This is a genomic window from [Rhizobium] kunmingense, assembly GCF_977018605.1.
In genome coordinates this window covers 120,952-144,825 of sequence record NZ_CDRNXG010000001.1, presented here as the reverse complement: position 1 = coordinate 144,825, position 23,874 = coordinate 120,952, and the positions used below count along the sequence as shown (strand labels likewise).

The 23,874-nt window shown below is 62.0% G+C and carries 22 protein-coding genes; 11 read left to right on the top strand and 11 right to left on the bottom strand.

Annotated elements, in window-relative coordinates; all coding sequences use genetic code 11:
• Positions 1-51: 51 nt before the first annotated feature.
• The 4 genes from AC0JZ4_RS00805 to AC0JZ4_RS00790 all read left to right on the top strand — a co-directional run bounded on the left by AC0JZ4_RS00805 (position 52) and on the right by AC0JZ4_RS00790 (position 2,995).
• Positions 52-819, top strand: a complete 768-nt coding sequence (locus AC0JZ4_RS00805; protein ID WP_471884573.1) for a DUF899 domain-containing protein — start codon at positions 52-54, stop codon at positions 817-819.
• A 42-nt stretch (positions 820-861) separates the two neighbouring features.
• Positions 862-1,338, top strand: a complete 477-nt coding sequence (locus AC0JZ4_RS00800; protein ID WP_471887740.1) for a DUF1579 domain-containing protein — start codon at positions 862-864, stop codon at positions 1,336-1,338.
• 108 nt (positions 1,339-1,446) lie between these two features.
• The gene (locus AC0JZ4_RS00795; RefSeq protein ID WP_471884572.1) at positions 1,447-1,926 is read left to right on the top strand and encodes a DUF1579 domain-containing protein; all 480 of its coding nucleotides are present in this window, start codon (positions 1,447-1,449) and stop codon (positions 1,924-1,926) included.
• Positions 1,927-2,173: 247 nt separating this feature from the next.
• Complete coding sequence (locus AC0JZ4_RS00790; protein WP_471884571.1) at positions 2,174-2,995, top strand: VOC family protein; 822 nt, start codon at positions 2,174-2,176, stop codon at positions 2,993-2,995.
• 9 nt (positions 2,996-3,004) lie between these two features.
• Here the strand turns inward: AC0JZ4_RS00790 and AC0JZ4_RS00785 are convergent, their stop codons facing one another.
• Together AC0JZ4_RS00785 and AC0JZ4_RS00780 are read right to left on the bottom strand one after the other, a co-directional pair.
• Positions 3,005-4,609 carry an EAL domain-containing protein gene (locus tag AC0JZ4_RS00785; protein ID WP_471884570.1) on the bottom strand — a complete coding sequence of 535 codons (1,605 nt, stop codon included), beginning with the start codon at positions 4,607-4,609 and terminating at the stop codon, positions 3,005-3,007.
• Between the two features lie 179 nt (positions 4,610-4,788).
• Positions 4,789-6,366: a helicase HerA-like C-terminal domain-containing protein gene (locus AC0JZ4_RS00780; RefSeq protein WP_471884569.1), complete on the bottom strand. Its 1,578-nt coding sequence runs from the start codon at positions 6,364-6,366 to the stop codon at positions 4,789-4,791.
• 533 nt (positions 6,367-6,899) lie between these two features.
• Between AC0JZ4_RS00780 and AC0JZ4_RS00775 the strand changes: the two genes are divergently transcribed.
• Entirely contained in the window at positions 6,900-7,289 is a 390-nt protein-coding gene (locus AC0JZ4_RS00775; RefSeq protein ID WP_471884568.1) for a hypothetical protein, read from the top strand.
• Positions 7,290-7,766: 477 nt separating this feature from the next.
• Positions 7,767-8,819: a magnesium/cobalt transporter CorA gene (gene corA / locus AC0JZ4_RS00770; RefSeq protein ID WP_471884567.1), complete on the top strand. Its 1,053-nt coding sequence runs from the start codon at positions 7,767-7,769 to the stop codon at positions 8,817-8,819.
• A 100-nt stretch (positions 8,820-8,919) separates the two neighbouring features.
• Here the strand turns inward: corA and AC0JZ4_RS00765 are convergent, their stop codons facing one another.
• The 4 genes from AC0JZ4_RS00765 to AC0JZ4_RS00750 form a co-directional block, all read right to left on the bottom strand.
• Complete coding sequence (locus tag AC0JZ4_RS00765; RefSeq protein WP_471884566.1) at positions 8,920-10,863, bottom strand: HAMP domain-containing methyl-accepting chemotaxis protein; 1,944 nt, start codon at positions 10,861-10,863, stop codon at positions 8,920-8,922.
• Between the two features lie 324 nt (positions 10,864-11,187).
• Positions 11,188-12,396, bottom strand: a complete 1,209-nt coding sequence (locus AC0JZ4_RS00760) for an alpha/beta hydrolase family protein (protein WP_471884565.1) — start codon at positions 12,394-12,396, stop codon at positions 11,188-11,190.
• A 472-nt stretch (positions 12,397-12,868) separates the two neighbouring features.
• Positions 12,869-13,696 carry an aldo/keto reductase gene (locus AC0JZ4_RS00755; RefSeq protein ID WP_471884564.1) on the bottom strand — a complete coding sequence of 276 codons (828 nt, stop codon included), beginning with the start codon at positions 13,694-13,696 and terminating at the stop codon, positions 12,869-12,871.
• A gap of 107 nt (positions 13,697-13,803) precedes the next feature.
• Positions 13,804-14,991, bottom strand: coding sequence for an MFS transporter (locus tag AC0JZ4_RS00750; RefSeq protein ID WP_471884563.1), 1,188 nt, complete (start codon positions 14,989-14,991; stop codon positions 13,804-13,806).
• 443 nt (positions 14,992-15,434) lie between these two features.
• On the opposite strand from AC0JZ4_RS00750, the gene AC0JZ4_RS00745 reads away from it, so the two are divergent.
• On the top strand, positions 15,435-16,328 hold the full coding sequence (locus AC0JZ4_RS00745) for a LysR family transcriptional regulator (RefSeq protein WP_471884562.1): 894 nt from the start codon (positions 15,435-15,437) through the stop codon (positions 16,326-16,328).
• Here the strand turns inward: AC0JZ4_RS00745 and AC0JZ4_RS00740 are convergent, their stop codons facing one another.
• The 3 genes from AC0JZ4_RS00740 to AC0JZ4_RS00730 all read right to left on the bottom strand — a co-directional run bounded on the left by AC0JZ4_RS00740 (position 16,329) and on the right by AC0JZ4_RS00730 (position 19,051).
• Positions 16,329-17,834, bottom strand: coding sequence for a phospholipase D-like domain-containing protein (locus AC0JZ4_RS00740; protein WP_471884561.1), 1,506 nt, complete (start codon positions 17,832-17,834; stop codon positions 16,329-16,331).
• Positions 17,835-17,944: 110 nt separating this feature from the next.
• The gene (locus AC0JZ4_RS00735; protein ID WP_471884560.1) at positions 17,945-18,160 is read right to left on the bottom strand and encodes a hypothetical protein; all 216 of its coding nucleotides are present in this window, start codon (positions 18,158-18,160) and stop codon (positions 17,945-17,947) included.
• Between the two features lie 165 nt (positions 18,161-18,325).
• The gene (locus AC0JZ4_RS00730; RefSeq protein ID WP_471884559.1) at positions 18,326-19,051 is read right to left on the bottom strand and encodes a gamma-glutamylcyclotransferase; all 726 of its coding nucleotides are present in this window, start codon (positions 19,049-19,051) and stop codon (positions 18,326-18,328) included.
• Here AC0JZ4_RS00730 and AC0JZ4_RS00725 point away from each other — a divergent pair.
• The 4 genes from AC0JZ4_RS00725 (at position 19,050) to AC0JZ4_RS00710 (ending at position 21,785) form a co-directional block, all read left to right on the top strand.
• Positions 19,050-19,229: a hypothetical protein gene (locus tag AC0JZ4_RS00725; protein ID WP_471884558.1), complete on the top strand. Its 180-nt coding sequence runs from the start codon at positions 19,050-19,052 to the stop codon at positions 19,227-19,229. The two genes, AC0JZ4_RS00730 and AC0JZ4_RS00725, sit on opposite strands and share 2 nt — an antisense overlap.
• A 29-nt stretch (positions 19,230-19,258) precedes the next feature.
• A complete protein-coding gene (locus AC0JZ4_RS00720; protein WP_471884557.1) occupies positions 19,259-19,465 on the top strand; it encodes a hypothetical protein in 207 nt (68 codons plus the stop codon).
• Between the two features lie 122 nt (positions 19,466-19,587).
• Complete coding sequence (locus AC0JZ4_RS00715) at positions 19,588-20,475, top strand: branched-chain amino acid aminotransferase (RefSeq protein WP_471884556.1); 888 nt, start codon at positions 19,588-19,590, stop codon at positions 20,473-20,475.
• A 311-nt stretch (positions 20,476-20,786) separates the two neighbouring features.
• Positions 20,787-21,785 (top strand): phytanoyl-CoA dioxygenase family protein, encoded by a 999-nt coding sequence (locus AC0JZ4_RS00710; RefSeq protein ID WP_471884555.1) that lies wholly within the window; start codon positions 20,787-20,789, stop codon positions 21,783-21,785.
• Positions 21,786-21,918: 133 nt separating this feature from the next.
• Here AC0JZ4_RS00710 and AC0JZ4_RS00705 read toward each other — a convergent pair whose 3' ends face one another.
• Together AC0JZ4_RS00705 and AC0JZ4_RS00700 are read right to left on the bottom strand one after the other, a co-directional pair.
• Positions 21,919-22,908, bottom strand: coding sequence for a hypothetical protein (locus AC0JZ4_RS00705; RefSeq protein WP_471884554.1), 990 nt, complete (start codon positions 22,906-22,908; stop codon positions 21,919-21,921).
• A 192-nt stretch (positions 22,909-23,100) separates the two neighbouring features.
• The gene (locus AC0JZ4_RS00700; protein ID WP_471884553.1) at positions 23,101-23,724 is read right to left on the bottom strand and encodes an alpha/beta hydrolase; all 624 of its coding nucleotides are present in this window, start codon (positions 23,722-23,724) and stop codon (positions 23,101-23,103) included.
• Positions 23,725-23,874 lie beyond the last annotated feature (150 nt).

The following is a 23,874-nucleotide window of genomic DNA, read 5'->3' as shown; positions in this document are numbered from 1 at the left end:
GATAATCATGTTGATATCAACGTAATCTGTCAAGGAAGAGGAGGCCTGCTGATGGACACGACCGTTTCCGCCAATAACTCGACCGACAAGAACCCCGCCGTCTCGCGTGAGGAATGGCTCGCCCGCCGCCGCGAGCTGCTGGCGCTCGAAAAGGAAGAGACGCATTTGCGCGACAAGGTGCGCGCCGCCCGCCGGGCGCTGCCCTGGGTCAAGGTCGACAAGGATTATCAATTCGACACGCCGGAGGGGAAGAAAAGGCTCTCCGACCTGTTCGACGGCCGCAGCCAGTTGATCGTCTATCACTTCATGCTCGGCCCCGGCTGGAAGGAAGGCTGCGACGGCTGCTCCTTCCTCGCCGACCATTTCGACGGCGCCCTGCCGCATCTCAACAATCACGATGTCACGCTCGTCGCCGTCTCGCGCGGCACGCTGCCGCAGATCGAAAGCTACAAGCGCCGCATGGGGTGGCACTTCCCCTGGGTCTCGTCCTCCGAGAGCGATTTCAACTTCGACTATCAGGTCTCGTTCACCGAGGATGATCTCAGGAAGGACCAGGTCACCTACAATTACCGCGAGATCCCGCCGGCCGAGGCCTATGAGGAACTGCCGGGTCTTTCCGCCTTCTTCCGCGATGAGGCCGGCGATGTCTTCCACACCTATTCGAGCTATGCCCGTGGCCCTGAGGAGCTTATCGGCACGCTGATGATCCTCGACCGTGCGCCCTTCGGCCGTAACGAGGAGGGCGTGATGAACTGGGTCAAGCGCCACGACGAATACGCGCAGAAGCCGCAAGACGCCGGTTCATCCTGCTGCCGTTGATCGCCGCCAAGCTGAAGCCATAAGGGAGAAGAGACGATGACCATGGTCATGGCGAAACCGCGTGCCGAACACGGTTTTTTGCAAAAGCTCGTCGGCACCTGGGATGTGACATCCGAAATGAGCGCCGACCACCCCTGGGTGGAAGAGGTCCGCTCGCTGCAGGGTCTCTGGTTCGTCGCCGAAGGCAGCGGCAACATGCCGGGTGGAGACGGTGGCGAAGAAGGCCCGGCTACCACCATGCTCACCCTCGGCTACGATGCCGCCAAGGGCAAATATGTCGGCACCTGGTTCGGTTCGATGATGGATTATCTCTGGGTCTACGAGGGCGAGCTGGAACCGGACGGCAAGACGCTCAGCCTCTACACGACCGGTCCCAAGATGGAAGGCGAGGGGATGGCGCAGTACCGCGAACAGGTCACCTTCCTGACCGACGACCACCGCACCTTCACCTCCGCGGCCGAACAGCCGGACGGCAGCTGGAAGCAGTTCATGGAAGCCCATTATAGGCGCAGGACGTAACGGCAACCCCGCCGCTCACCTGCGCAACCGCTTACCTGATCGGACCGCCCACTTGATCGAACCGCCCACCTTATCGAACCGCAAGGCGAAAACCCGAAGGAGAGAACGATGAGCGAAGACGATTTCCTGAAACCGCTGCCCCAACACCGGGCGCTCGAACGCCTGGTCGGCACCTGGGATGTGAAATCCTCGATGACCGGGCCGGATGCCGGCTGGACGGAGACATGCCGCTCCCTGGACGGCATCTGGTATATAGCCGAGGGAGAAGGGGACGTGCCGGGCGGCAAGGCGAAGACGATCATGACCCTGGGCTACGATCCCGACAGGCAACGCTATGTCGGCAGCTGGATCGGCACGATGATGGGCATGCTCTGGACCTATGACGGTGAAATGTCCGCCGATGGCAACACGCTCAGTCTCTATGCGACCGGCCCCGATTTCATGGGCGAGGGGCGGACAATTGAATACCGCGAACAGATCGTCTTTCAGGATCCTGACCACCGCCTGTTCACCTCGGCGACGAAAGAGCCGGACGGCAGCTGGAAGACGTTTCAGGATATTCGCTACACTCGGTCGAGCGCGCGCTAGAAGTGTTCCGCGCGGAGGATTACGCATGCCGTGGCGATTGTGGCCTCACCCTAACCCTCTCCCCGCTTGCGGGGAGAGGGACATGCCGCGCTCGACGATGGCGATTGAGGCGGGCCGGTGCGACATGCCACCTTCTCCCCCTTGGAACGGCGAGAAGGTGCCGGAAGGCGGATGAGGGGCGGCGCCAATATCGACCAAAACATCGAGAGCCAATCGACAACACCAACTCAACACAGAGGAGATTCCCATGCTGCAGACAACCGCAACGACCCGATCGGATACGCATGGCAGATTCATCTGGTGCGAATTGATGACCTCCGACACAGCCGCCGCCGGCGCCTTCTATTCGTCGGTCATCGGCTGGAAGGTGAAGCAGATCGAGATGCCGGACATGCCCGAAATGCCGCCCTATCACCTGTTCGAAATGGGCGAGGGCGACAATTGCCCCGGCATCGGCGGCATGATGGGTTTCCCGCCGGAGCTCGAGGGCAAGCTGCCGCCCAACTGGACCGGCTATGTCGCCGTCGACGATGTCGATGACACGGCGGCGCACTATGTGTCGCTCGGCGGCTCGGTGCAGCGTCCGCCGGACGATATCCCCGGCATCGGCCGTTTTGCCGTGGTTGCTGATCCGCATGGCGCGGTTCTGTGCATCATGACGCCCATTCCCCCGGAAAACCCGCCGCGCGAACTGGGGCAGGATGACCCCGGCAATGTCGGCTGGCACGAGCTTCATGCCGGCGAAGTCGGCGAGGCCTTCGATTTCTACGCCAGGATTTTCGGCTGGACGAAGGACCACGATTTCGACATGGGCGCCATGGGGCCGTATCGCATCTTCGCCCATGGGGATAAGGCGGTCGGTGGCATGATGACCCGTCCGCAGACCGTGCCCATGCCCTGCTGGTTCTATTACTTCAATGTCGAGGCGATCGATGCCGCGATCGACAGGGTCAAGGCGGGCGGCGGAAAAATCGTCAACGGCCCGATGGAAGTGCCCGGCGACAGTTTCATCGTTCAGGCGATCGACCCGCAGGGTGCCTTCTTCTGCCTCGTCGCGCCGAAGCGATAGGGGGCAGCCTTAGCGGCGGCCGACGGCTGCCCGCGGGATCGGGAGTACCACGTCGCTGTCGCGCCGCTGCAGGTTGGCATGGATGTAGGCGATGAACAGGTCGGCCGGCATCGCCTTGCCGTAATGCCAGCCCTGCGCCAGTCCGACGCCGCGCGCGATCAGGTAGTCGGCCTGCTCCTCCGTCTCGACGCCTTCGGCGATGATATCGAGCTTCAGGGATTTCGCCATGTCGATGATATGAGGCACGACCGAGCTTGTGGCGGTCTGGCGGTTGATCGTGTCGATGAACGACTTGTCGATCTTGAGCGCATCGAGCGGCAGGTTCTGCAGATATTGCAGGCTGGAATAGCCGGTGCCGAAATCGTCGATCGCCACCCTGTGGCCGCGGGCGCGCGCTTCCTCGATCGTGCGGCTCGCCTCTTCGATATCGAGCAGCCCGCGTTCGGTCGCTTCCAGCCAGATCTGCCGGGTTTCGATACCTGTGCGGCCGAAACGTTCGGCGACGGTCTCGAGAATGCGGCCGGTCTTGATGTCGTCGGCGCAGACATTGATCGCCACATGCAGCGACCGGTGCTGCACCAGAAGCTCGTTGAGATCCTTCGCTATGGCTTCGATCACCTGGTCGGTGATCGGCTGGATCAGGCCGCTCTGTTCGGCAAGCGGAATGAACAGGTCGGGCCGCACCAGGCTGCCGTCCGGCCGTTTCCAGCGCACCAGCGCTTCGGCGCCGACGCAGTGACCGGTCTCAAGCTCGACGATCGGCTGGTAGTGGACGAGGAATTCGCGCTTGCGCACGGCGATCTGCAACTCGCTGAGCGGCGAAAGCCGCCGGCGCGACTGCCGGACGATCATCATCACGATGAAGATCGAGGCAAATGCGCCAAAGGGTATGAACACCCAAAGCTGGCTACGGAAATGGGCGAGAAGCTCTTCCCGGTGCCCCACCGCGATCGCCGTCCATCCGGCATCTGTCGCAACGCCGAAGATATTGTTGCCGTTGACGCCGTTCGTGCCTTCCCTGGCAAGCGTCAGCGCCAGCTGCGTGTCGAGATCGTTGAGCATGGCCGCCACGCGTCCGTTCGGCGCGATGATGGTGATGCGGATGCGATTGTCCGACAAGAGGTCGATCGGCCGCGCCGGATCGATAAGTGCATTGTGGCTGCCCACCTGCACCACCGTCAGCGGGTCGGCTCCCGTCACCAGCGGCGCGACCGAAACCCAGGTCTGGATGTCGTCACCGGTGATGAACTCTGCCGGCGCCTTGGCAATCCGCTTCGTCGTCGGCCCCCAGGACGTGCATTTCAGCAGTCCCGCGTCGAAATAGCCGATCTCCTCGATCATCCGGCCATTGACCGAAAGCCGGCGCATTTCCAGAATATGGGCGTCGGAGCAGGGGGCGAACCGTTTGTCGGCGTCGAGTTCGCGCAGGATCGCGGCAGTGTTGAGGATGGAAACATGGGTGCGCGCGGCAGCCTGCCTCGCCACCAGCCCGAGCCGCTTTTCCTCGGTATCGACCGAAATGGCCCAGGCGGCGTAGATCGCCACGGATAAGGGTAGAAGCACGCCGCAAAAGGCGAGGACGAAGGCCTCTATGATAACCCGTGATCGCTTCAATTGCGTATCGCCCGTGATCTTACGCTGTTGGAATTCAGCCGCACATTAGGGGCGAGGAGTTAAAGTAATCTCTAAAAAATGCCTGCAATCACGGGATTTTTTAGCGCTACAATGCCGAAAGCGGGATTGCCGGCCAAGGCCGACAATCCCGGGTAGGTATTCGATTTGGGGTTCGGCAATCAGCGTTTGAGACTGCCGAGAATGCCGCGCACGATCGCCCGGCCGAGCTGGGTCGCCACAGTCCGCGTCACGCTCTTCATCGCTGCCTCCACGATCGTCTCGCGCTGGTAGCCGGAGCGGCCGACGGTCTTGCGGCCGCGCTGCTGTTCGTCGTCATCGCCGCCGCCGAAGCCCGGCAGCGTCCAGCCGGTCGTCTCGCCGGAACCGGCGGGCGGGGCGGGGTCGAGTTCGTCCTGGGCGTTTTTCGCCGCCGCCGCATCGGCCGCCTGTTTTGCACGCGCGGCCAGCATCTCGAAGGCGCTTTCGCGGTCCAGATCCTCGTCATAGAGACCGAGCACGGGGCTGCGATCCATCACCGCCTGGCGCTCGGCATCGGTAAGCGGCCCGATCCGGCCGGATGGCGGGCGGATCAGCGTGCGCTCCACCATGGACGGCGCACCCTTGGCCTCGAGTGTGGAAACCAGCGCCTCGCCGGTGCCGAGTTGGGTGATCGCCGTGGCGCAGTCGAAATCCGGGTTGGGGCGGAATGTGTCGGCGGCCGTCTTCACCGCCTTCTGCTCACGCGGCGTATAGGCGCGCAGGGCGTGCTGCACCCGGTTGCCGAGCTGGGCAAGCACCGTTTCCGGCACGTCGAGCGGGTTCTGCGTGACGAAATAGACGCCCACGCCCTTGGAGCGGATCAGGCGGACCACCTGTTCCACCCGGTCGAGCAGCACTTTCGGCGCCTCGTCGAACAAAAGATGCGCCTCGTCGAAGAAGAACACCAGTTTCGGCTTGTCCGGGTCGCCCACTTCCGGCAGTTCCTCGAACAGCTCCGACAGAAGCCAGAGCAGGAAAGTCGCGTAGAGCCTCGGGTTCATCATCAGCTTGTCGGCTGCGAGAACCGAGATCTGGCCATAACCATTGTTCGGGTTGGTGCGCATGATGTCGGTGATCTTCAGCGCCGGCTCGCCGAAGAAATGCTCGGCGCCCTGCTGTTCGAGCACCAGCAGCGCCCGCTGGATGGATCCGACGGAGGCCTTCGAGATCAGCCCGAACTCCTTGGAAAGCTCGCTCGCGTTTTCCGCCATGTAGTTGAGCAGCGAGGTGAGATCTTTCAGGTCGAGCAGCGGCAGGCCGGCCTTGTCGGCCAGCTTGAAGGCGATGTTGAGCACCCCTTCCTGCGGCTCGGACGCATCCATCAGCCGCGCCAGCAGCAGAGGCCCCATCTCGGCGATCGTGGTGCGGACGCGGTGGCCCTTCTCGCCGTAGATATCCCAGAAGATCACCGGGAACTGGTCGAATTCGTAATCGGCCATGCCGATCTGTTCGGCGCGTTTCGCAAGAAAATCCTTCGCCTCGCCCTTGGCCGCCACGCCGGACAGGTCGCCTTTGATGTCGGCGGCAAACACCGGCACGCCGGCGCGCGAAAATCCTTCGGCCAGAATCTGCAGCGTCACCGTCTTGCCGGTACCGGTCGCCCCGGTGACGAGGCCGTGGCGGTTGCCGAATTTCAGCTCGAGGAACTCGGCCTTGTTGAGCGTGTCGTCAGGCTTGCGGCTGCCGCCGATGAAGAGCTTACCCGTCTCGTCCGTCATGCTGTCACGCACTCCCTGTCGGCGTTTGTTCTCAGATGCTTATAAGATGCGCCGAGGCGGGCGGCAACGGTTTGTGGCGCGGGTGATTTCGCGGAATTGGTGCCTGTGCTATCGTGTGTCCATGATGTCGAGGCTTCGCGTACATAGGGCCTATTCTGACATGCAAGGTTGCCGCGATCCCCTCACTTGCGATTTCCAACACTTGGCTAAAGCTAAGATGTTGAAATCGCTTTCTCTCTCACGAGGGGAGCGATACTGGAGCGTGCCGCACCCTCGGCGCCCTACCTCTCCCTTTGTGAGAGAGGATACGAAATCAAGATCTTAGCCGAAGGCTAAGTCTCAGGTTTTGTTGGTGAAGGGATTGGATTTTGTTGGTGAGGGCATATGACGGTCGTGGCTTGAGAGAGGATCATGCCTTATCTTGCCGACGAAGGCACCGGGGGGCACCCAAACCACTTGCCTTCGCTGCGCCCATCGGCCAAAACTGCCTGGCCATTACCTTGACGTCAACGTCAAAGCCTCAGGAGAGATTGATGAACGAACTGGTTTCCCGCGTTGCCGACAGCGTCGGCCTCGCTCCCGATGTGGCCGCAAAGGCGATCGGCATGATGCTCGGCTTCCTGCAGCGCGAAGCCGATGACGGCGCGGTGGCGCGCATGATCGAGGCCATTCCGGGTGCTACCGAACTGGTCGCCCAGTTCAACGGCGAGGGCGCCGGCGGCGGCGGTCTGCTCGGTGGCCTGATGGCCAGCTTCGGCGGCGGCGTCATGGCGCTCGGCCAGCAGCTGATGGCCGAAGGCCTCGGCATGGGCGAGATCACCGCGCTCGCCAAGGAGACGATGGCGGTTGCCCGCGAACACGCCGGCGACGAAGTGGTCGACACGGTGATTGCCTCGGTTCCGGGCCTGTCGCAGTTCGTCTGATCGCCGATCCGGCAGAATCAACAAAAAGGCCGCCGGCTCCTGTGACCGGCGGCTTTTTGTCGGGTGGCTATCGGGGGATCGCCACGTCGATGAGGGGGTGGGGACCCCCGACCGGAGAGCTTGGATGCCCCGGCCTCGCCCGCGTTTTCCTCAAGGCGATGGACTCAATATATATTAGATAATGCTAATTAGCAATACGGAATTGCAAGTCTGGGTGGCGTAAACGGTAAGATACTACCGATTCGGCGCGCGCGATAGCCCGCCTGATGCCGGCTGCCCCATTGACTTTACTGCGCAACCGGCACATCTGATGCGTCAAAGCGGCGGCCCGTCCGGGCGTCGCTCTTTCAAAGGACAACCGAGATGAACCCCGACAGTCGAAGTTCGACGTCATTACATAGACCTGCCGCCTCAGCGCGCTGATCTCTCTCTCGGGTGACGCGTTCCGGGGACCGGATGGTCCGAAAAGGAGCCGTCATGCTGCGCATCCACGCTTATGACCTTGACCGCCTTGTGCCCGCCAATCTGGGAGCCGAAGCCCTCGACCGGACGTTCGAGGGCGATGTTTCCGCTGCGCAGCCTGCCGATGCCACGCCCGATGCCAAAAGCCCTCCTGTCGTCTGGTACGACCTGATCAGCCCGACGGCCGATGAGGAGCGGGAGGTCGGCGCATGTCTGGGCATTGCCGTTCCCACCATGGACGAGATGGAGGATATCGAGCTGTCCGCCCGGCTCTATCAGGAGGACGGCGCCGAGTTCATGACCATGACCGTGCTGACGAGGCCGGATGCCGGCACGCCGATCAAGGTGCCGGTCACCTTCATCGTCAAGGGCCAGATCCTCGTCACCGTGCGCCATTCCGAGCCGCGTCCCTTCGATGCCTTCATGGCGCGCGCCCGCAAGGCGAACGGCATGGGCCTGCATTCGGCCACCGGCGAACTGATCATGACCGGCCTGATCGAGGCGATCATCGACCGCATGGCCGACACGCTGGAACGCCTCGGCGCCGATATCGACCAGATCTCCCGCGACGTCTTCCAGGCCAAGGCGTCAAAGGCCAACAAGAAGCAGCGTGACCTTCAGGAGCTGATCCGCGCCATCGGCCAGAAGGGCGAATTCATCACCGTAACGCGCGAAAGCCTGGTCAGCGTCAGCCGTGTCGTCGCCTATTACGCGGCTCTTGACGGCGTCGATCGCAAGCTTTCGAAGGAAGTCCGCCAGCGGCTGAAACTGTTGCAGCGGGATGCCACCTCGCTTGGCGATCACTCGGCCTTCATGTCGAACAAGATCAATTTCCTGCTCGATGCGACGCTCGGCCTGATCAATCTGGAGCAGAACCAGATCATCAAGATCTTCTCCGTCGCCTCGGTCATGTTCCTGCCGCCGACGCTGGTCGCCTCCGTCTACGGCATGAACTTCGCCGCCATGCCGGAACTGCAGTGGCAGTACGGCTACCATTCGGCGATCGGCCTGATGATCTTTTCCATGGCCGTGCCCTATCTCTATTTCAAGCGTCGCGGTTGGCTCTGACCAAGCTCGACTGGGCGCAAACGAATTCGGCAGGGCGCAAATCAGGAAAGGGCGGAGCATCGCTGCTCCGCCCTTTTTGTTTTCGGTTCGAAAGCGGGTCTCAGAACTCTTCCCAGCTCTGCGCCACCGCGGCATTGCCGGAAAACGCGCCGGCGACCTTGCGGGCCAGCGACCGGGCAGGCGAGGCGGACGGCGCATCGGTTCTTGCTGCTGCCCTTACCTGGTGTTGCATGGCCTGATGCTGCCTGACCTGGCCTTCCGAAAGCTTGAACTGGGCCAGAAGCGCGTTGAGCGATGCCGCCTCGCGGGCGAGGCCGTGGCTGGCGGCAGTGGATTCCTCCACCATCGCGGCGTTCTTCTGCGTGTCCTGGTCCATCTGGTTGACGGCCGTGTTGATCTGCTGGAGACCCGACGACTGTTCCTGCGAGGATTCGACGATCGCCGCGACGTTGCGGTTGATCTCCTGCACCTCGGCAACGATCGTCTTCAGCGCCCGGCCGGTCTCTCCGACCAGCTCGACGCCGGTGCGCACCTGCTCGTTGGAGGTGGTGATCAGCGCCTTGATTTCCTTTGCCGCGTTGGCGGAACGCTGCGCCAGTTCGCGAACCTCCTGGGCGACGACGGCAAAGCCCTTGCCGGCTTCGCCGGCGCGTGCCGCTTCGACGCCGGCATTCAGCGCAAGCAGGTTGGTCTGGAACGCGATGTCGTCGATCACGCCGATGATGTTGGAGATCTCGCCCGAAGACTTCTCGATCTGTTCCATGGCGTTGACGGCGGTCTGGACGATCTCGCCCGACTTTTCCGCGCCCTGACGGGTGCGGGTAACCAGCGTTCCGGCTTCCGAAGCGCGCTTGGCGGCGTCCTTCACCGTCGTGGTGATCTGTTCGAGCGCCGCTGCGGTCTCTTCCAGCGAAGCGGCCTGCTGTTCGGTGCGCTTGGCCAGATCGTCGGCGGCCGTGCGGATCTCGTTGGCGCCGGCGTCGATGCCGCGGGCGTTCTGGGCAACACGGGTCATCGTGTCCTGCAACTGCGCTGCCGAGGTGTTGAAGTCGCGGCGGACGCTGTCCAGCGAGGCGGTGAAGGCCTGCTCGATCCGGTAGGTGACGTTGCCTTCGGAAATGTTCTTGAGGCCTGCGGCCAGACCGTCGATGGCGAACTGGATGTCTGCGGCTTCACGCGCCTTGGCGGCCTCGCGCTCGGCGCGTTCCGTCTCGGACAGGCTGCGGTTGGCCTGGGCTTCCTTTTCCAGCGCAATGCGCTCGATGGCGTTGTCGCGGAAGACGGAGACGGCGCCGGCCATCTGGCCGACCTCGTCCTTGCGCGTCAGGCCGGGAATTTCCTCGGATGTCTGGCCGCTGGCAAGCGATGCCATGCGGGCGCGCAGCGCCTCGATCGGGCCGGAAATGCCGCGCGCGGCGACGAACAGCGAAGCGGCGATGGCAGCGGCAAACAAGGCGCCGATGGTGACGGTCAGCGTGAGCAGCGTCGAATTGATATTTGCGGAAATCGCAGCGCTCTCGTCGAGCACGGCCTTGCCGTTGGCAATGTTCCAGTCGCGCAGGTCGTCGCGGATCTGGGCGATCTGCGGGTCTACGGCGGCAAGCGCTGCCTGTGCGTCCTGCACCCGGCCCTGGTTGGCCAGCGCCACGGCGGCGTCGGTTCTCTGGGTGATCTGCTGGATGCGCTGTTCGAATGCCGACAAGGTTTCCGTCTGCTCGGGGATCAGCTGCTTCGACGTCGACAGGAGCCTTGCGATCGCGGCTTTGCCGCTATCGTAGTTCTTCACCGCGACGGCGCGGAATTCCGAGCTTTCCGGATAGACGATCAACTGGTAGGCGCTGTAGGCCACCGAGTTCACCGAGGTCGATGCGCGCGAAACCTGGGTGGCGGCGACGTTATCCTCGGCGATGAAGGCGGTATATTCCGCATCCGCCTGCTTGAAGCTGTAAGCGGCAGCGGCCAGGCCGCCGACCCCGATCAGACAGACGGGGACGATCAGTGACAGTATCTTGGTTCGAATCTTTGCATTCGAAAGGAAGCTCATTGGCAATACCATGGGAGAGCGACCGCGGCTCAAGGCGCAGTCGGGCGTTAGGCGGGCAATGGGAATAAGGGGTACGGCGGTTGGCGGCGGACCTGCGGGCCTGTCATGGGCTCAACCTGACGCTAGGTCAGTTTTTCTTAAACACCTCTTAATTGTGATGGTGCGGATGCATAAAAGTTGAATTGCTGATTATTTTTGACAGGGCTAGGTTGCCGAGATGGTGGCGATGCAATCGAGGATTTTCGCCGCCCGATCGCCCACTGCTCCCCTGATCAGGGAGAGCAGCATTTTGCCGGACGTGGCATGGCCCCCGGCCGAGCGGCGTCAGCGGGAGGCTTCACTCAGTTGCGGCTCGAAATCCGGCAACAGCTTGCATGGCTCGTCATAGGTCTTGCGCTTGTCCTCGCAGAGCGCGGCAATCGAGTGTTTCGTCGGCTTCTCGCCTTTTTCGATCCATCCCAGCATGGCGGAAAACAGCGCCGCATATTGCGGCGTCGAGAGTTTCGAATGCTCCGCCTCGTCGGAAAAGTTCTGCTGCAAGAGATCGCCATTGCCGGCGCGTTCCACCGTCTGGCGATAGATCGCCTCATGGTCGACGAACACGGTCGGGTCGTCCTTGGCATGCAGCGTGATCGTCGGCGCAACGATCTGACCGGTCAGGTCGCTGTCATAGGCCATCGCCCGATGGGCTTGCGGGTCGGCGGAAAACCGCTCGACGCCCTGGTTCAGTGCCGCATCGTCATCGGATCCCTTGTACTCCACCTTCGAATTGTCGAACGGGTTCTTGCCGTCCAGCCTGCGCCAGACGATGTCCTGAAACAGGTTCGTCGCCCAGGCCAGATGCGCCACGAGATTGCTTTCCGGTACCTTCGTCACGGCCAGAATATTGGCAAGTTTTCTTGCCTGTTCCGGCGTGCGCTTGTCCGCAGCCGACGAAAGACCGGTGCATTCGTCCACCCGTGCCTTCAGGTCGTCGCGCGACATCTTGGCGTCCTTCGGCAGGCCCTGCCAGACGGGATACTGCACCTCGCCGGCCCGCGGATGGTTTTTGCAGTAATATTGGTAGACGGCCCTTAAGTCGGCGCGAAAATCATAGCCGTGACTGCCGCCGGCAAGCAGTCCGCTTGTCAGCACGATGCCGTCGTAATTCCGGGCGCCGCGCCAGTCGAGCGCGTAAAGCTCGGCGGTCTTGGCCGCCACGTTTCCGCCCCAGGACTGGCCGTGCAGCAGCACATGCTTCGGTTCGCCCAGAAGGTTGATGGCGATGCGCCGCACATTGTCCGTGTCGGCCGCAGCCATCCGCACGCCATAGCCCTCGCGGCGATAATTCGAGCCTGCCCAGGCGTAGCCTTCCTGCACGGTGACGGCGAAACGCTCCAGATCCTCCACCGGATCGTTGGCCTTCGGCTTGGCCGTGCGCGGCCCGCCATGGGCATGCACGACCAGCGTGCCGTTCCAGTCCTTCGGCTTGGCGATCCAGTAATAGGCGCCGCGCATGTCGCGCCCGGCAAAGCACTCGGTCCCCGCCGGCATCGATTTCGGGCACTCCTGCGGCGCAGGCTCCGCCCCGCGCCTTTGCGCGCTCGCCGGCAAACTTGTGGCGCTAACGGCGCAGGCCGAGATCAACAACATCCTGAAAAGCATGGAAAACTCCTCCTCTTCCAGCCCATGCGAAACCTATGGCGGACAGGGAAGGAGGCAATGGCAAAGGCGCATTCGATCGCCGTGGAGCGCACTTCGCCGGGGCGGCATGGGTCGCATATTGCCCAAAACACTACCCGGTCGGGTGGAATGCCACCCATCTATTCGCGGTAGCTCTCCTCGCCCTAATCGTAGGGTAGGCATAGAAGGCAGGTCCCCCTCTGGCCTGCCGGCCATCTCCCCCACAAGAGGGGAGAGGACAAGCAGCAACCTCTTGCCGCATTGGGGTCTCGGCGGAGCCGACTGGATTAAGCCCTCCCCATTGTGGGGAGGGTTGGGAGGGATCTTTTCAGAAAGCGAAGCGCTATCGGTCCCATTCCGGCGCCAGATGCGCCGGGCTGACGATGCGGCCGTCGGGGCGGGCGAGCTTGTGCACTGCCGCCATTTCCTCTTCCGACAATGCGAAATCGAAAATGTCGAAATTCTCCGGCAGGCGGCTTTCGGTTGCCGTCTTCGACAGGGCGATCACGTCCTTCTGCTGCACGGCCCAGCGCAGCACCACCTGTGCCGCCGTCTTGCCATGGCGGGCGCCGATATCCTTCAGCACCTCATCCTTCGGCACCGCGCCATCGGCCATCAGGTAATAGGCGGTCACCGACATGCCGGTCTTTTGCGCCTCCGCCAGCACCCTGGTCTGGTCGAGATAGGGATGATACTCGACCTGGTTGTTGACGATCGGCGCATCCGACAGTTTTACCGCCTCGGCCATCAGTGCGGTCGAGAAGTTGGAAACGCCGATAGCCTTCACCTTGCCGGATCTAACAAGCGCGTTCAGCGCGCCGATCCGGTCGGCAAGCGGCATCTCGCTCTGCGGCCAGTGAAGCAGCAGCAGGTCGACATGGTCGGTCTTCAGCTTGGCGAGGCTCTCGTCCACCGAAGCGAGAAAATCGTCATGGCCGACACGGTCGACCCAGACCTTGGTGGTCAGAAAGATGTCCTGACGCGGAATGCCGGACTTCGACAGCACGTCGCCGACGGCCGCCTCGTTCTTGTAGATCTGCGCCGTGTCGACATGGCGGAAGCCGAGTTTGAGGGCTTCCGGCAGGATGCGGTGAACGTCGGCGTCGGGCATGCGGAATGTGCCGAAGCCGAGGGCAGGGATGTTTGCGCCGTTTGCGCTGACAGTGTGCATGGAATTCTCCGTGGGAAAGGAAGCCCGGCAGGGCGCCGGGCAGGAATGCGACCCTCAGTTACATGGGCCGTTCGGGAATGCGTTCAACCGTGGTTTTTCGTCGGATCCTATTCGGCCGGTTGAGCGATGGCACGATCCTGTGCCTGCCGCCTGTCGAGACGTACGGCAATCAGGGCGACGGCAAGCGCTGTGATCGGCACCAGACCGGCGACGAAGGTGACGGCGCCAAGCCCCGGCCCGTGATCGATGACGGCACCGCCGAGCCACGCGCCGATGGCGTTGCCGAGATTGAAGGCAGCGATGTTGAAGGACGACGCCAGCCCCTGGCCCGCCCCTTCCGCCTGCCGCAGCACCCAGATCTGCAACGGCGAGACGGTGGCGAACGCGGTCGCGCCGAACAGGCCGATGGCGATCACGGTCAGGACAGGCTGGTGGATCACCGCCGTCATGGCCAGCAGCACGATCGAAAGCGCGACAAGGCTGCCGAGGATCGTCGGCACCAGATGCCGGTCGGCGAGCCACCCACCGGCCAGATTGCCGATCACCAGGCCGCCACCGAAGACGAGCAGGATCGGCGAGACGGCGCTCTGCGAAAACCCGGTGATTTCGGTCAGGATCGGCGCGATATAGGTGAAGCCGGCAAACACGCCGACCCAGGAGAGCACGGTGGTCAGAAGGCCGAGGATGACGCCACGCCGGCCGAGCACGGCCATCACGCCCTCCGATGCGTCCTCCGTGCCATCGGCAGCCTCATCTTTCGGCACGACAAGCGCGATGACGGCAAGTGCGGCAACCCCGATCAGAGTCACGGCGAAGAAGGTCGAGCGCCAGCCATAGGCCTGGCCGAGCCATGTGCCGAACGGCACGCCGAGAATGTTGGCGACGGTCAGGCCGGTGAACATGATGGCGATGGCGGACGCCTTCTTGTTCGGTGCGACGAGGCCGGTGGCGACCACCGAGCCGACGCCGAAGAACGAGGCATGCGCAAAGGCGGTCAGCACCCGCGCGGCCATCAGCGACCAGTAGTCCGGCGCCAGCGCACAGGCGAGGTTGCCGATGGTGAACACCACCATCAGCGCCATCAGCAGCGTCTTCTTCGACCACCGGCCGGAGATCGCCCCGAGGATCGGCGCGCCGATGACGACGCCGAGCGCATAGCCGGAAATCAGCAGTCCGGCCGCCGAAATGGAAACGCCGAGATCCTTCGATACGTCGATCAGCAGACCCATGATGACGAATTCCGTGACGCCGATGCCGAACGCACCGGCCGTCAACGCATAGAGAGCGAGAGGCATTGGGGTATCCTTGTAAAGTCGTGTTCCGGGAAGAAACGTGTCCGATGCCGGCAATATCGGCGAGCCGCACTTGCTTGAGTAGCGTCAAAGGCGGATAATGATTTGTGAAATTGGTTCACAGGCGAGGTAAAATGGTCGCTGTTGGCTGGCGTTTACCCGACGAAGCAAGCGTCGCCTCCTCATCCGCCTGCCGGCACCTTCTCCCCGCAAGCGGGGCGAAGGGACCCGGCCGTTGGCTTTTCGTGCCCCTAGGAACGTCTTGGAAAAATCCGTTCTCCTGACGTCGCATGGGGCACGTCCCTCTCCCCGCCTGCGGGGAGAGGGCTAGGGTGAGGGGCAGCCTGAGGCGGTAAGTGTGAGGGGCCGCCTCGGGTGATGAGTATGGGATCCGCCCCAAGCCCCGCCGCGACCACCCAAAAACAACCCGACAAAGGAAACCGACCTTGGACAACCGCGCCGGAGAAATGGAAGTCTTCGTTCTTGCCGCCGAGCTGAAAAGCTTCTCGGCGGCGGGCAGAAAGCTGAAGCTGTCGCCGTCTGCCGTCAGCAAGCTCGTCACCCGGCTGGAGGACAGGCTCGGCACGCGGCTTGTCGTGCGCTCCACCCGCACCCTGCAGCTGACGCCGGAAGGCGAAACCTATCTCGCCCGCGCCGCCCGCATCCTCGCCGAAATCGCCGATACGGAGGAGATCGTTTCAGGCGGCGGCCGCGCCCTGCCGCGCGGTCCTCTGTCGGTCAATGCGGCGGTCGGCTTCGGCGAGCGCTACATCCTTCCGATGACCAGCGAGTTCCTCTCGCTTTTCCCCGATGTCCAGCTCGACATCACGCTCACCGACGATACGGTCGACCTGATCCGCGAGCGCGTCGACATCGCCATCCGCCACGGGCCGTTGCGCGATTCCTCGCTGATGGCGCGCAAGCTCGGCGAGACCCGGCAGGTGGTGATCGCCTCGCCGCATTACCTTGCCACGCGCGGCATGCCGCAAACCCCGCAGGATCTCGACCACCACAACTGCATCAACTTCAACTTTCGCCGTTCCGTCGAAGGCTGGACATTTCGCGACCCGCAGACGGGCAGGGTGGAAACCCGCCCGGTCTCCGGCAGCCTCAGGGCCTCCAGCGGCTCGATCATCCGCCGGTTCTGCCTCGATGGCCTGGGCATCGGCCGCGTCGGCCGGTTTCATGTCGAGCCGGATATTCAGGCCGGCCGTCTCGTGCCGATCCTCGAGGATTACAATCCAGGCGACCTGGAGGAAATCCACGCCGTCTACGCCGGCCACGAGCACCTTGCGGTGCGCATCCGCGCCTTCATCGATTTCCTCGCCGAACGGATATGATCAACTGTGGTGGAGCGCCCGTTTCACCTTGTGGCTGAAATGCCGCTTGAGGAATTGCGAGCTGCGGTATTTCACGCCCGCCGGGCGCTCGGGATCGGCGATATCCGTCTCCGCGATCAGCTCCTCGTCCGCCGTCAGTTCCCGCATCGGCACCGGCACCAGCCCTCGGCCGGTTTTGCCGTTGAGTGCCTCGATCGCCGCAATGATCGATCCGCCATGCGCCGCGATCGCCTGCGTCACCTCTTCCGGCTCGCGCCCCAGATGCTCGGCGATCAGGTCGTCGCGGGTGGCGATGATTTTTTCCGTCAATGCCGTCTGCCCGTCCGCCGCCTCCAGAATGAGGTCGCATTCGGTGTCGTAGCCCATCGAGCGGTTGTTGAGGTTGGCCGACCCGATCTTGAGAATGCGGTCGTCGGCGAACATCATCTTGGCATGCACATAGATCGGCGTGCGCGCCGCATTGACCGGGTAATAGAGCCGGAACCGGTCATGGATATCCGCCGCCTTCACCATCTTCATCAGCCGCGCCCGCGCCCCGTCCATCGCTTTCGCCTCCAGAAAGCCCTCGCAGCCTTCCGGGTTGATCAGCACTACCTCCGGCCCGTCCGGCTCTTTCAGCCGCTCGGCGATGGCAAGCGCGATCCGGCGCGAGGCGAAATACTGGCTTTCGATGTAAAGCACCTTCTTCACCGAAGCGATGATCGCAAGCTTCACCGTCTCGATCTCGACGATCTGCTTGCGCTCCTCATATTCGGGCGCGGTGCGGGCAATGCCGATGGCGATGTCGCGGAACCCGACTTCCAGATCCTCCGGCCACGGCGTCTCGCCGGCGCCCTTCATCGCCGGTTCCGGCAGGTCTTCGCCCGACGCAAGCTTCCAGCGGCGTCGTGCCACTTCGCCCAGCGCCCGCGCCGCATCGCCGGAAAGACAGGTCGTCGCGTCGTGCCACGGCCCTTGCGCAAAGCCGAGCGGCGATTTTCGCAGCGGTTCCTTCTCCGCGTGGTCGCGCGTATCCCAGCGCCCGACGGTCATGTCGATCCCGCCGCAAAAGGCCACCTCGTCGTCGATGACGAGCAGCTTCATGTGATGCGACGAAATCGTCGGATGCGCGCCGTCGAGTTTCAGGTGAATGCGTTTGTCGAACATCCATTTGAGAATGTAGAAGGGCGTCTCGCCGCGGGTGATCGAGTTGAACAGGCCGATATCCCATTTGAGAATGCGGATATCGAGATCGTCATTGCGCTCGGCCAGCGCGTTGAGGAACTTGCCCAGCTGGTCGGGCAGGTCGTCGGTCTTGCGGCTGTTGCGCGCCCGGTCGCTGCCATTGCCGGGAACCAGATCGATGCGCGTATCGAAGTCCCAGCCGACGAGATAGATCGAGCGTTTCGCCTGCGCCATGGCGCTCTTGGCGTGCCGGAAGAAATCCGCGGCGTCGATGATGATCGACAGCCGGTCTGCCTCGGCGATCCGCCAGCAGGTTTCGCCTTCCTTCAATATGCTGTTCATAAGTGAGCGTGCCCGCAATCCATTGACCCTTGGCCCATTGACCCTTGGCCGGGCATATAGGGCAGGGCGCCCGCGCTTCTATGGCGGTGCACAAATTTGGCTGGCGGTTTTTATTCGGGTTTCTGCCCGTTGCGCTTGCCGGCGCCATTCTTGCGGCTGCCATGCCAGGCGATGGCAAACAGGATGACCGGCCAGATCGCCGTCAGCGCAAGCCCGGAAAAGCGCGCCGCACTCCATGGCAGGTTGCGCAAAATACCCTCGATCAGGGTCAGCACGAAGAACACCTTCGCGATGATGAGGTATATGACGAGGGCGGTTGTGGTCATGGTCTGATCGTCTCGTAGTCCGGTATCCTAACCCCTTGCAGAAACCGGTTAAGGATGCAACGAGGGGTTTCGGTCGCGCAGAAGAATCATGAGGCCGACAGATGCCTCGCATCCCACAAACCATTCGGCAGTCCACAAGTCTTCACCCATTTGAGGGAGAGCGGGCTACATTGCCGCTTCGGCCTGCCTTCCGTGCAGTTTTTCCACCTCCATCGCCACCAGTTCCTGCAGCCGCCACAGATTGCGGTCGCGGATGCCGAATTCGGCCAGATGCACGACGGTATTGTAGAGATATTCGGCGCAGGAGCCGCGGTGGCCGCAGGCGCGGGCGAGAATGGGTGCGACCTGTTCGAGTGGCAGAACCGGCCGCATGATGCGCGGACTGTCGCCGCCGGCCCAGAAGGTCAGCGCCTTGATCGTGTCGCCGTCCTCGGTGCGCACCGGCAGGAAGCGAAACGTCGTCAGGCTGTCCTTGTGGCTCACCTCGCGGCGCAGCGCCATCTCGATCTGCTCGCGCTTGTCATGGTCTGCGACGCGGTAGATCACCCCGTCGCAGCGCCCGCCGCGCGACAGCATCATCATCAGCCCCGGCAGCTCGGGCGATCCGCGGCCGCGCTCGATATGCAGCGAAAACGACCGGTGCCAGCCGTAGGCGGTGGCCCGCTGGCAGGCGATGGATTGAAAGCCGGGTTTCCAGATCAGCGAGCCATAGGCAAAGATCCACAGCGGCTCGTCGCCCACTTCCTGCGCCAGCCGGTCGGCAAGCGTCGCAAAATCCTCGTCCGTCAGCGGCTGCCATGCGGCGGGTGGTCCCGGATCGATCTCGTCGCGAAAGCAGAGATCGACCATTTCCTGGGTCAGCGACATGAGGCGCGGTCTGGGCAGCGGCATGGAAGAGGATTTCGGCATGGCTCCGACAATGGCTCCGGCGGTGATCTTGGCTGTTCGGGGTATCGAAAGACTGCGCCCGTCGAACTCGACTGTCAATCTTTCTAAGGGCTTGCCGCATCGTCGCCCGATTTTTCTGGTCAAGCATCACGGATCGTTTCGATTTGACATCAAACCGTGAACCGACTTTAAGGAAGGAGCCCGTCTGTGATGCGTTGGCTGTTTATTCTCGTCCTGGGCCTGCTGATCGCCTGCATTCTCAGCATCATCTGGATGAACGATGCCAATCGCTTCCCCGCGGGCGGGCAGTTGCAGGGCGGTCAGCTCGGCGATGGCGCGCTTGGCGGCGGTTCCGGCCAGCAGAACCCGCTGACCGGTCAGCCGCCAACACCCAGCCGCCCCGCCGGCGCACCGTGATTGCTGCATTGCGGCAACGCATCAATCTTTGTGATGTTTCATTTCATATTATCGCTTGACCTTCGGCCGCGCTGCGCCTTCATTCGCGCCACTTTTATGCCCCCGATTGAAGGAGAATAATCATGTCCGTCGATACATCGCCCCGCTCCACCACCTGGACCTATGTGGATGGAGAATGGGTGGACGGTAACCCGAAGCTGATCGGCCCGACCTCGCATGCGATGTGGCTGGCCTCGACCGTGTTCGACGGCGCCCGCTGGTTCGACGGCATGTCGCCGGATCTCGACCAGCATTGCCAGCGCATCAACCGCTCGGCCGTCAACATGGGCATGAAGCCGACCATGACGCCGGAAGAGATCGAGGCCCTGGCGCTCGAAGGCGTCAGGAAGTTCGACGGCAAGACCGCCATCTACATCAAGCCGATGTACTGGGCCGAACACGGCACGGCCTACAGCGTCGTCGCCCCCGATGCCGAATCGACCCGTTTCGCGCTGTGCCTCTTCGAAGCGCCGATGGGCACCGCCAAGCCGTCCTCGCTCACCGTCTCGCCCTATCGCCGCCCCAGCCCGGAAGTGGCCATGACCAGCGCCAAGGCCGGCAGCCTGTATCCCAACAGCGGCCGCATGATCATCGAGGCGCATGAGCGCGGCTTCGACAACGCGCTGGCGCTCGACATGAACGGCAATGTCGCCGAAACCGCCTCCTCGAACATCTTCATGGTCAAGGACGGCGTCGTTTTGACCCCGATCCCGAACGGCACCTTCCTGGCCGGCATCACCCGTTCGCGCGTCATCGGCCTGCTTCGCGAAGCCGGCTTCGACGTTCGCGAACAGACGTTGACCGTCAAGGATTTCGCCGATGCCGACGAGATCTTCACCTCCGGCAACTATTCCAAGATCGCCCCGGTGACGAAGTTCGAAGAGCGCGAATTGCAGGAAGGCCCGGTCGCCCGAAAGGCGCTGGAACTCTATATGGAATGGGCCCGCTCCGGCGGTCGCAACGACGCCTGATCGCTGCCTGATCCCACTTGATCCGGATATCCGCAGGCCCGTGTCCCGCGGATATCCGCCGCACCATTTTGTGCCGGTTTGTCACTGCCTATACATAAAAGACGACAGCATGTCGTAAATATTTATGTGCCGTTTTGGCGCGCTATTCATGTTTTACTAAGGCTGTCGAAAGTCTAAAGGCTCGCGCCATCTCATTTTTGCCGCATTGCAGCAAAATTATGCCACTGACGGTCAAGTATTGCCTGAAGTCTCTCCCCACCTCGTCCGGTCGCTTTCAAGCGCCGGCGCAGCTGTACGGAAAAGGAGCAAGCATGACAGTGAACGTGTCACCCGCATCCTCCAGCGGTTCCTCGAACGCCCCGAAAAACGATCTTGAAGCGGTCGCCCGCAGCGGCAGCCGGCTGAAACGCATGGCGGTGCGCATCCCCACCTATCTGGCCGACGTGAAGGAAAACCCGGCCTGGCTGCCGATGTTCATGCTCGCCCGCACCATGCCGGGCCGCCGCGCCCACTGGGCCATGTCGGCCAAGTACAGGCCGTCCGAACCGGCCAAGCCCTCGATCTTCGGCGCCCTCGATGCCGCCGGGATCGCCGCCGACCTGCGCCGCGACGGCATTTTCGCCGACCTGCAGCTTCCGGCCGAAATCCACGGGGAAATCCGTGATTTCGCCGGCCGCACGCCGTGTTTCGGCAATTTCAACCGGCAGCTGGAATTTCTGGCGCCCGAGCATGCCGAGGCCGAACAGAGGCTTGGCCGTTCGCTTCTGAGCGGCCATTTCTTCGAGCGCTCGCTGGAAAGCGAAGGCGTGCGGACAGTCCAGAACGATCCGCTGCTACTCGATGTCGCCAAACACTATCTCGGTGCCGGTGCGCAGCTCATCACCACCCGCATCTGGTGGAGCTTTCCCACAAGCGCGGCGTCGGAAGCCGACCGTCATCTCGCCTCGCTCGACAAGTTCCACTTCGATCTCGACGACTGGCGGATGCTGAAATTCTTCTTCAATCTCGTCGATGTCGACGAAGGCACAGGCCCGCACGTCTTCATCAAGGGCAGCCACGCCCGCCGCAAGGCCAGGCATCAGTATACGCTTCTCGTCGGTCACCCGGCCGAAGAAGTGCTCGATTACTACGGCACCGACAAGGCGGTGACGCTGACGGGGCCGGCCGGCTCCGGCTTCGTCGAGGACCCGTTCGGCTTCCACATGGGTACGGTACCGACAACCCGCCCGCGCCTGATGATGGAAGTCGGCTTCGGCGTGTCGAAACCGTCCCGCCGCCGTTTTCATGGGGAGCCGGTGATCAGGGGGTAGCAGCAATCCAGGCGCACGAATACGGAATGCGGCATGTGCCCTAATATTATGGGCCATGCCGCATAGGGATACGTTGATCGTGAGGGCTTAAGTGAGCGTCATCTATATTAGGACTTGTCGTGTGGTAATTCCGTTATGAGCCTAAATAAACCCTCGACGCCTGATGTGCATCCCAAATTGCTCCGCGGCTTTCAGCGACAAATGTTTTAAGTTTTCTGGTGTCGCTTTCTGCACTGCTTTTATAAAGGTCCAGCGCCGTTTTAACCGTTGAGGAGCCGGGTACCAAATCCAAGGCCATGCCTTCGAGCAGGCTAATGCTCACATCCTTCAACCCGCCTTTTCCAATTGCAGAGCGCAAGGCGTCTTTTTCGAAATCCCGTGTAAGTGCGTTCAACTCAGCTGTAATGCTTTCAATCGAACGGTTGTGCAGGGATGATGTTTCGTCGCGTACCCATAGGCGAAACGACTTTATGAACTCGTGTTTCCTCAGCTCCTCCAGAACCGGATGGTAGGGACCCGTAGGACCGGTCAGATCATAGAGACTCGTTATGGTCAGCGCGCGGTCGGCACAGCGTATTGCTCTGTCCTCATCATTGTCTCGTATCCATTCCAAACCCTCCGGAAACGTCATTTTACGCGTCAATCCGTTGAGTGTGTGAGTGAAATCGGAATCTAACTCCTCCAGAATAAGCAGGTCCAAGACGAGGTTGAAGAACGTCGGATTTCCGCCCAAATTTTTATCGAAAAAAGTAATCGCATGCGTGTGATTATCTGGGTGGCCGCCGCCGTAGTATCTCCGCATGAATTCGCCAAAGCCATCTGGATGGATGTCATTCAATGACACATTTGACACGATATCTTTGGACTTTTCCCGCAGGCGGCCTTCGTCGATTTTGACGTTTGAATATTCTTCGGCGATGAAACGAACATATTCGAGATTCCGCATCGATTGCGGGCACAAGCTACGGCATGGGAACCATATTTCATCGAACAATACCAGAAGGCCGGTTACGCCCACCATAATTGGGTTAGGTGAACTCGAATTATCGCTCGGGGCCTTTTGCGCTTGATACATATAGTCGTAGCCAATAGGCGATGAGAAACCTACGTAAGCTTTGCTCAAATTATACGATCCTTCAATTGTATTTAAGGACATCGAGACAGGAGATTTTCTATAATTTAATATAATATTTCCATGTTTTCTACGGCTTCGTATAATGGTTTATGCGAAATGATATGCGTGCTTAAATCGCTTTAATTCGAAATATTTATGACTTCAGTTGCTGATGTTGCGAAAGTGTGTTTGCAGCAAAGATCATAGAGGCCGCTGAGCTACGCCCACCAGAAAATCCGCAGCCCGGTCTGCGCCGCCGATGGAGATCGTGTGGCCGAGGCCGGGTTCGATGATGGTCTCGACCGACACACCGGCCGCCTTCAGCTCCGTCTCGGCCTTTTCCGTCTCCCAGGACGGGATCACGGGATCGGATGTGCCGTGCACCAGCAGCACCTTGGTCGTTGTCGATGGCGTCAATGGCGGCTCGCTCGCCAGCCTGCCCGAAAAACCGATCACGGCGGCGACCGGCCAGCGGCCGCTGGCGATCGCGTCGAGCGACATGATCGTGCCCTGTGAAAAGCCGACCAGCACCACCCGGTCGAGTTTGCCGGCAAAGCCGTTCTTCTCGACGATGTCCGAAATCACCGCGTCGAAGGCGGGTCGGGCGGCGGTGATGCGGGCAGGGCGGTTTGCCTCGGTCACGCCGGCGACGCTGAACCATTGATAGCCCGAACCGAAATTCGACGGTTCCGGCGCATTCGGCGATACGAACACGGCATCCGGCAGCCGCGCCTTCCAGCTTTCGCCGAGCGGCGCAAGATCCGCGCCGTTGGAGCCGACGCCGTGGAGCAGGATGACGAGGAGGGAGGTCGCGGAAGCCGGCATGGTGATCCTTCTTGGGGCATGGAGCGCAAATCCGGCAGACATGCGAAGCGGTTTTGCGTCCGGGATGGCGGTGTGACGAGACGAAAGCGGGATGACCCGACATTCCCATCTAGAACGGCAACGCGGCGCGGCATAGCCCGTTGCCGGTGA

Excerpts from the sequence above, each read along its gene's own strand:
- AC0JZ4_RS00805 (WP_471884573.1), top strand. The coding sequence starts at position 52 with ATGGACACGACCGTTTCCGCCAATAACTCGACCGACAAGAACCCCGCC.
- AC0JZ4_RS00800 (WP_471887740.1), top strand. The coding sequence starts at position 862 with ATGGTCATGGCGAAACCGCGTGCCGAACACGGTTTTTTGCAAAAGCTC.
- AC0JZ4_RS00795 (WP_471884572.1), top strand. The coding sequence starts at position 1,447 with ATGAGCGAAGACGATTTCCTGAAACCGCTGCCCCAACACCGGGCGCTC.
- AC0JZ4_RS00790 (WP_471884571.1), top strand. The coding sequence starts at position 2,174 with ATGCTGCAGACAACCGCAACGACCCGATCGGATACGCATGGCAGATTC.
- AC0JZ4_RS00780 (WP_471884569.1), bottom strand. The coding sequence starts at position 6,366 with ATGACGGACGAGACGGGTAAGCTCTTCATCGGCGGCAGCCGCAAGCCT.
- AC0JZ4_RS00775 (WP_471884568.1), top strand. The coding sequence starts at position 6,900 with ATGAACGAACTGGTTTCCCGCGTTGCCGACAGCGTCGGCCTCGCTCCC.
- corA (WP_471884567.1), top strand. The coding sequence starts at position 7,767 with ATGCTGCGCATCCACGCTTATGACCTTGACCGCCTTGTGCCCGCCAAT.
- AC0JZ4_RS00765 (WP_471884566.1), bottom strand. The coding sequence starts at position 10,863 with ATGAGCTTCCTTTCGAATGCAAAGATTCGAACCAAGATACTGTCACTG.
- AC0JZ4_RS00760 (WP_471884565.1), bottom strand. The coding sequence starts at position 12,396 with ATGCCGGCGGGGACCGAGTGCTTTGCCGGGCGCGACATGCGCGGCGCC.
- AC0JZ4_RS00755 (WP_471884564.1), bottom strand. The coding sequence starts at position 13,696 with ATGCACACTGTCAGCGCAAACGGCGCAAACATCCCTGCCCTCGGCTTC.
- AC0JZ4_RS00750 (WP_471884563.1), bottom strand. The coding sequence starts at position 14,991 with ATGCCTCTCGCTCTCTATGCGTTGACGGCCGGTGCGTTCGGCATCGGC.
- AC0JZ4_RS00740 (WP_471884561.1), bottom strand. The coding sequence starts at position 17,834 with ATGAACAGCATATTGAAGGAAGGCGAAACCTGCTGGCGGATCGCCGAG.
- AC0JZ4_RS00735 (WP_471884560.1), bottom strand. The coding sequence starts at position 18,160 with ATGACCACAACCGCCCTCGTCATATACCTCATCATCGCGAAGGTGTTC.
- AC0JZ4_RS00725 (WP_471884558.1), top strand. The coding sequence starts at position 19,050 with ATGGAAGAGGATTTCGGCATGGCTCCGACAATGGCTCCGGCGGTGATC.
- AC0JZ4_RS00730 (WP_471884559.1), bottom strand. The coding sequence starts at position 19,051 with ATGCCGCTGCCCAGACCGCGCCTCATGTCGCTGACCCAGGAAATGGTC.
- AC0JZ4_RS00720 (WP_471884557.1), top strand. The coding sequence starts at position 19,259 with ATGCGTTGGCTGTTTATTCTCGTCCTGGGCCTGCTGATCGCCTGCATT.
- AC0JZ4_RS00715 (WP_471884556.1), top strand. The coding sequence starts at position 19,588 with ATGTCCGTCGATACATCGCCCCGCTCCACCACCTGGACCTATGTGGAT.
- AC0JZ4_RS00710 (WP_471884555.1), top strand. The coding sequence starts at position 20,787 with ATGACAGTGAACGTGTCACCCGCATCCTCCAGCGGTTCCTCGAACGCC.
- AC0JZ4_RS00700 (WP_471884553.1), bottom strand. The coding sequence starts at position 23,724 with ATGCCGGCTTCCGCGACCTCCCTCCTCGTCATCCTGCTCCACGGCGTC.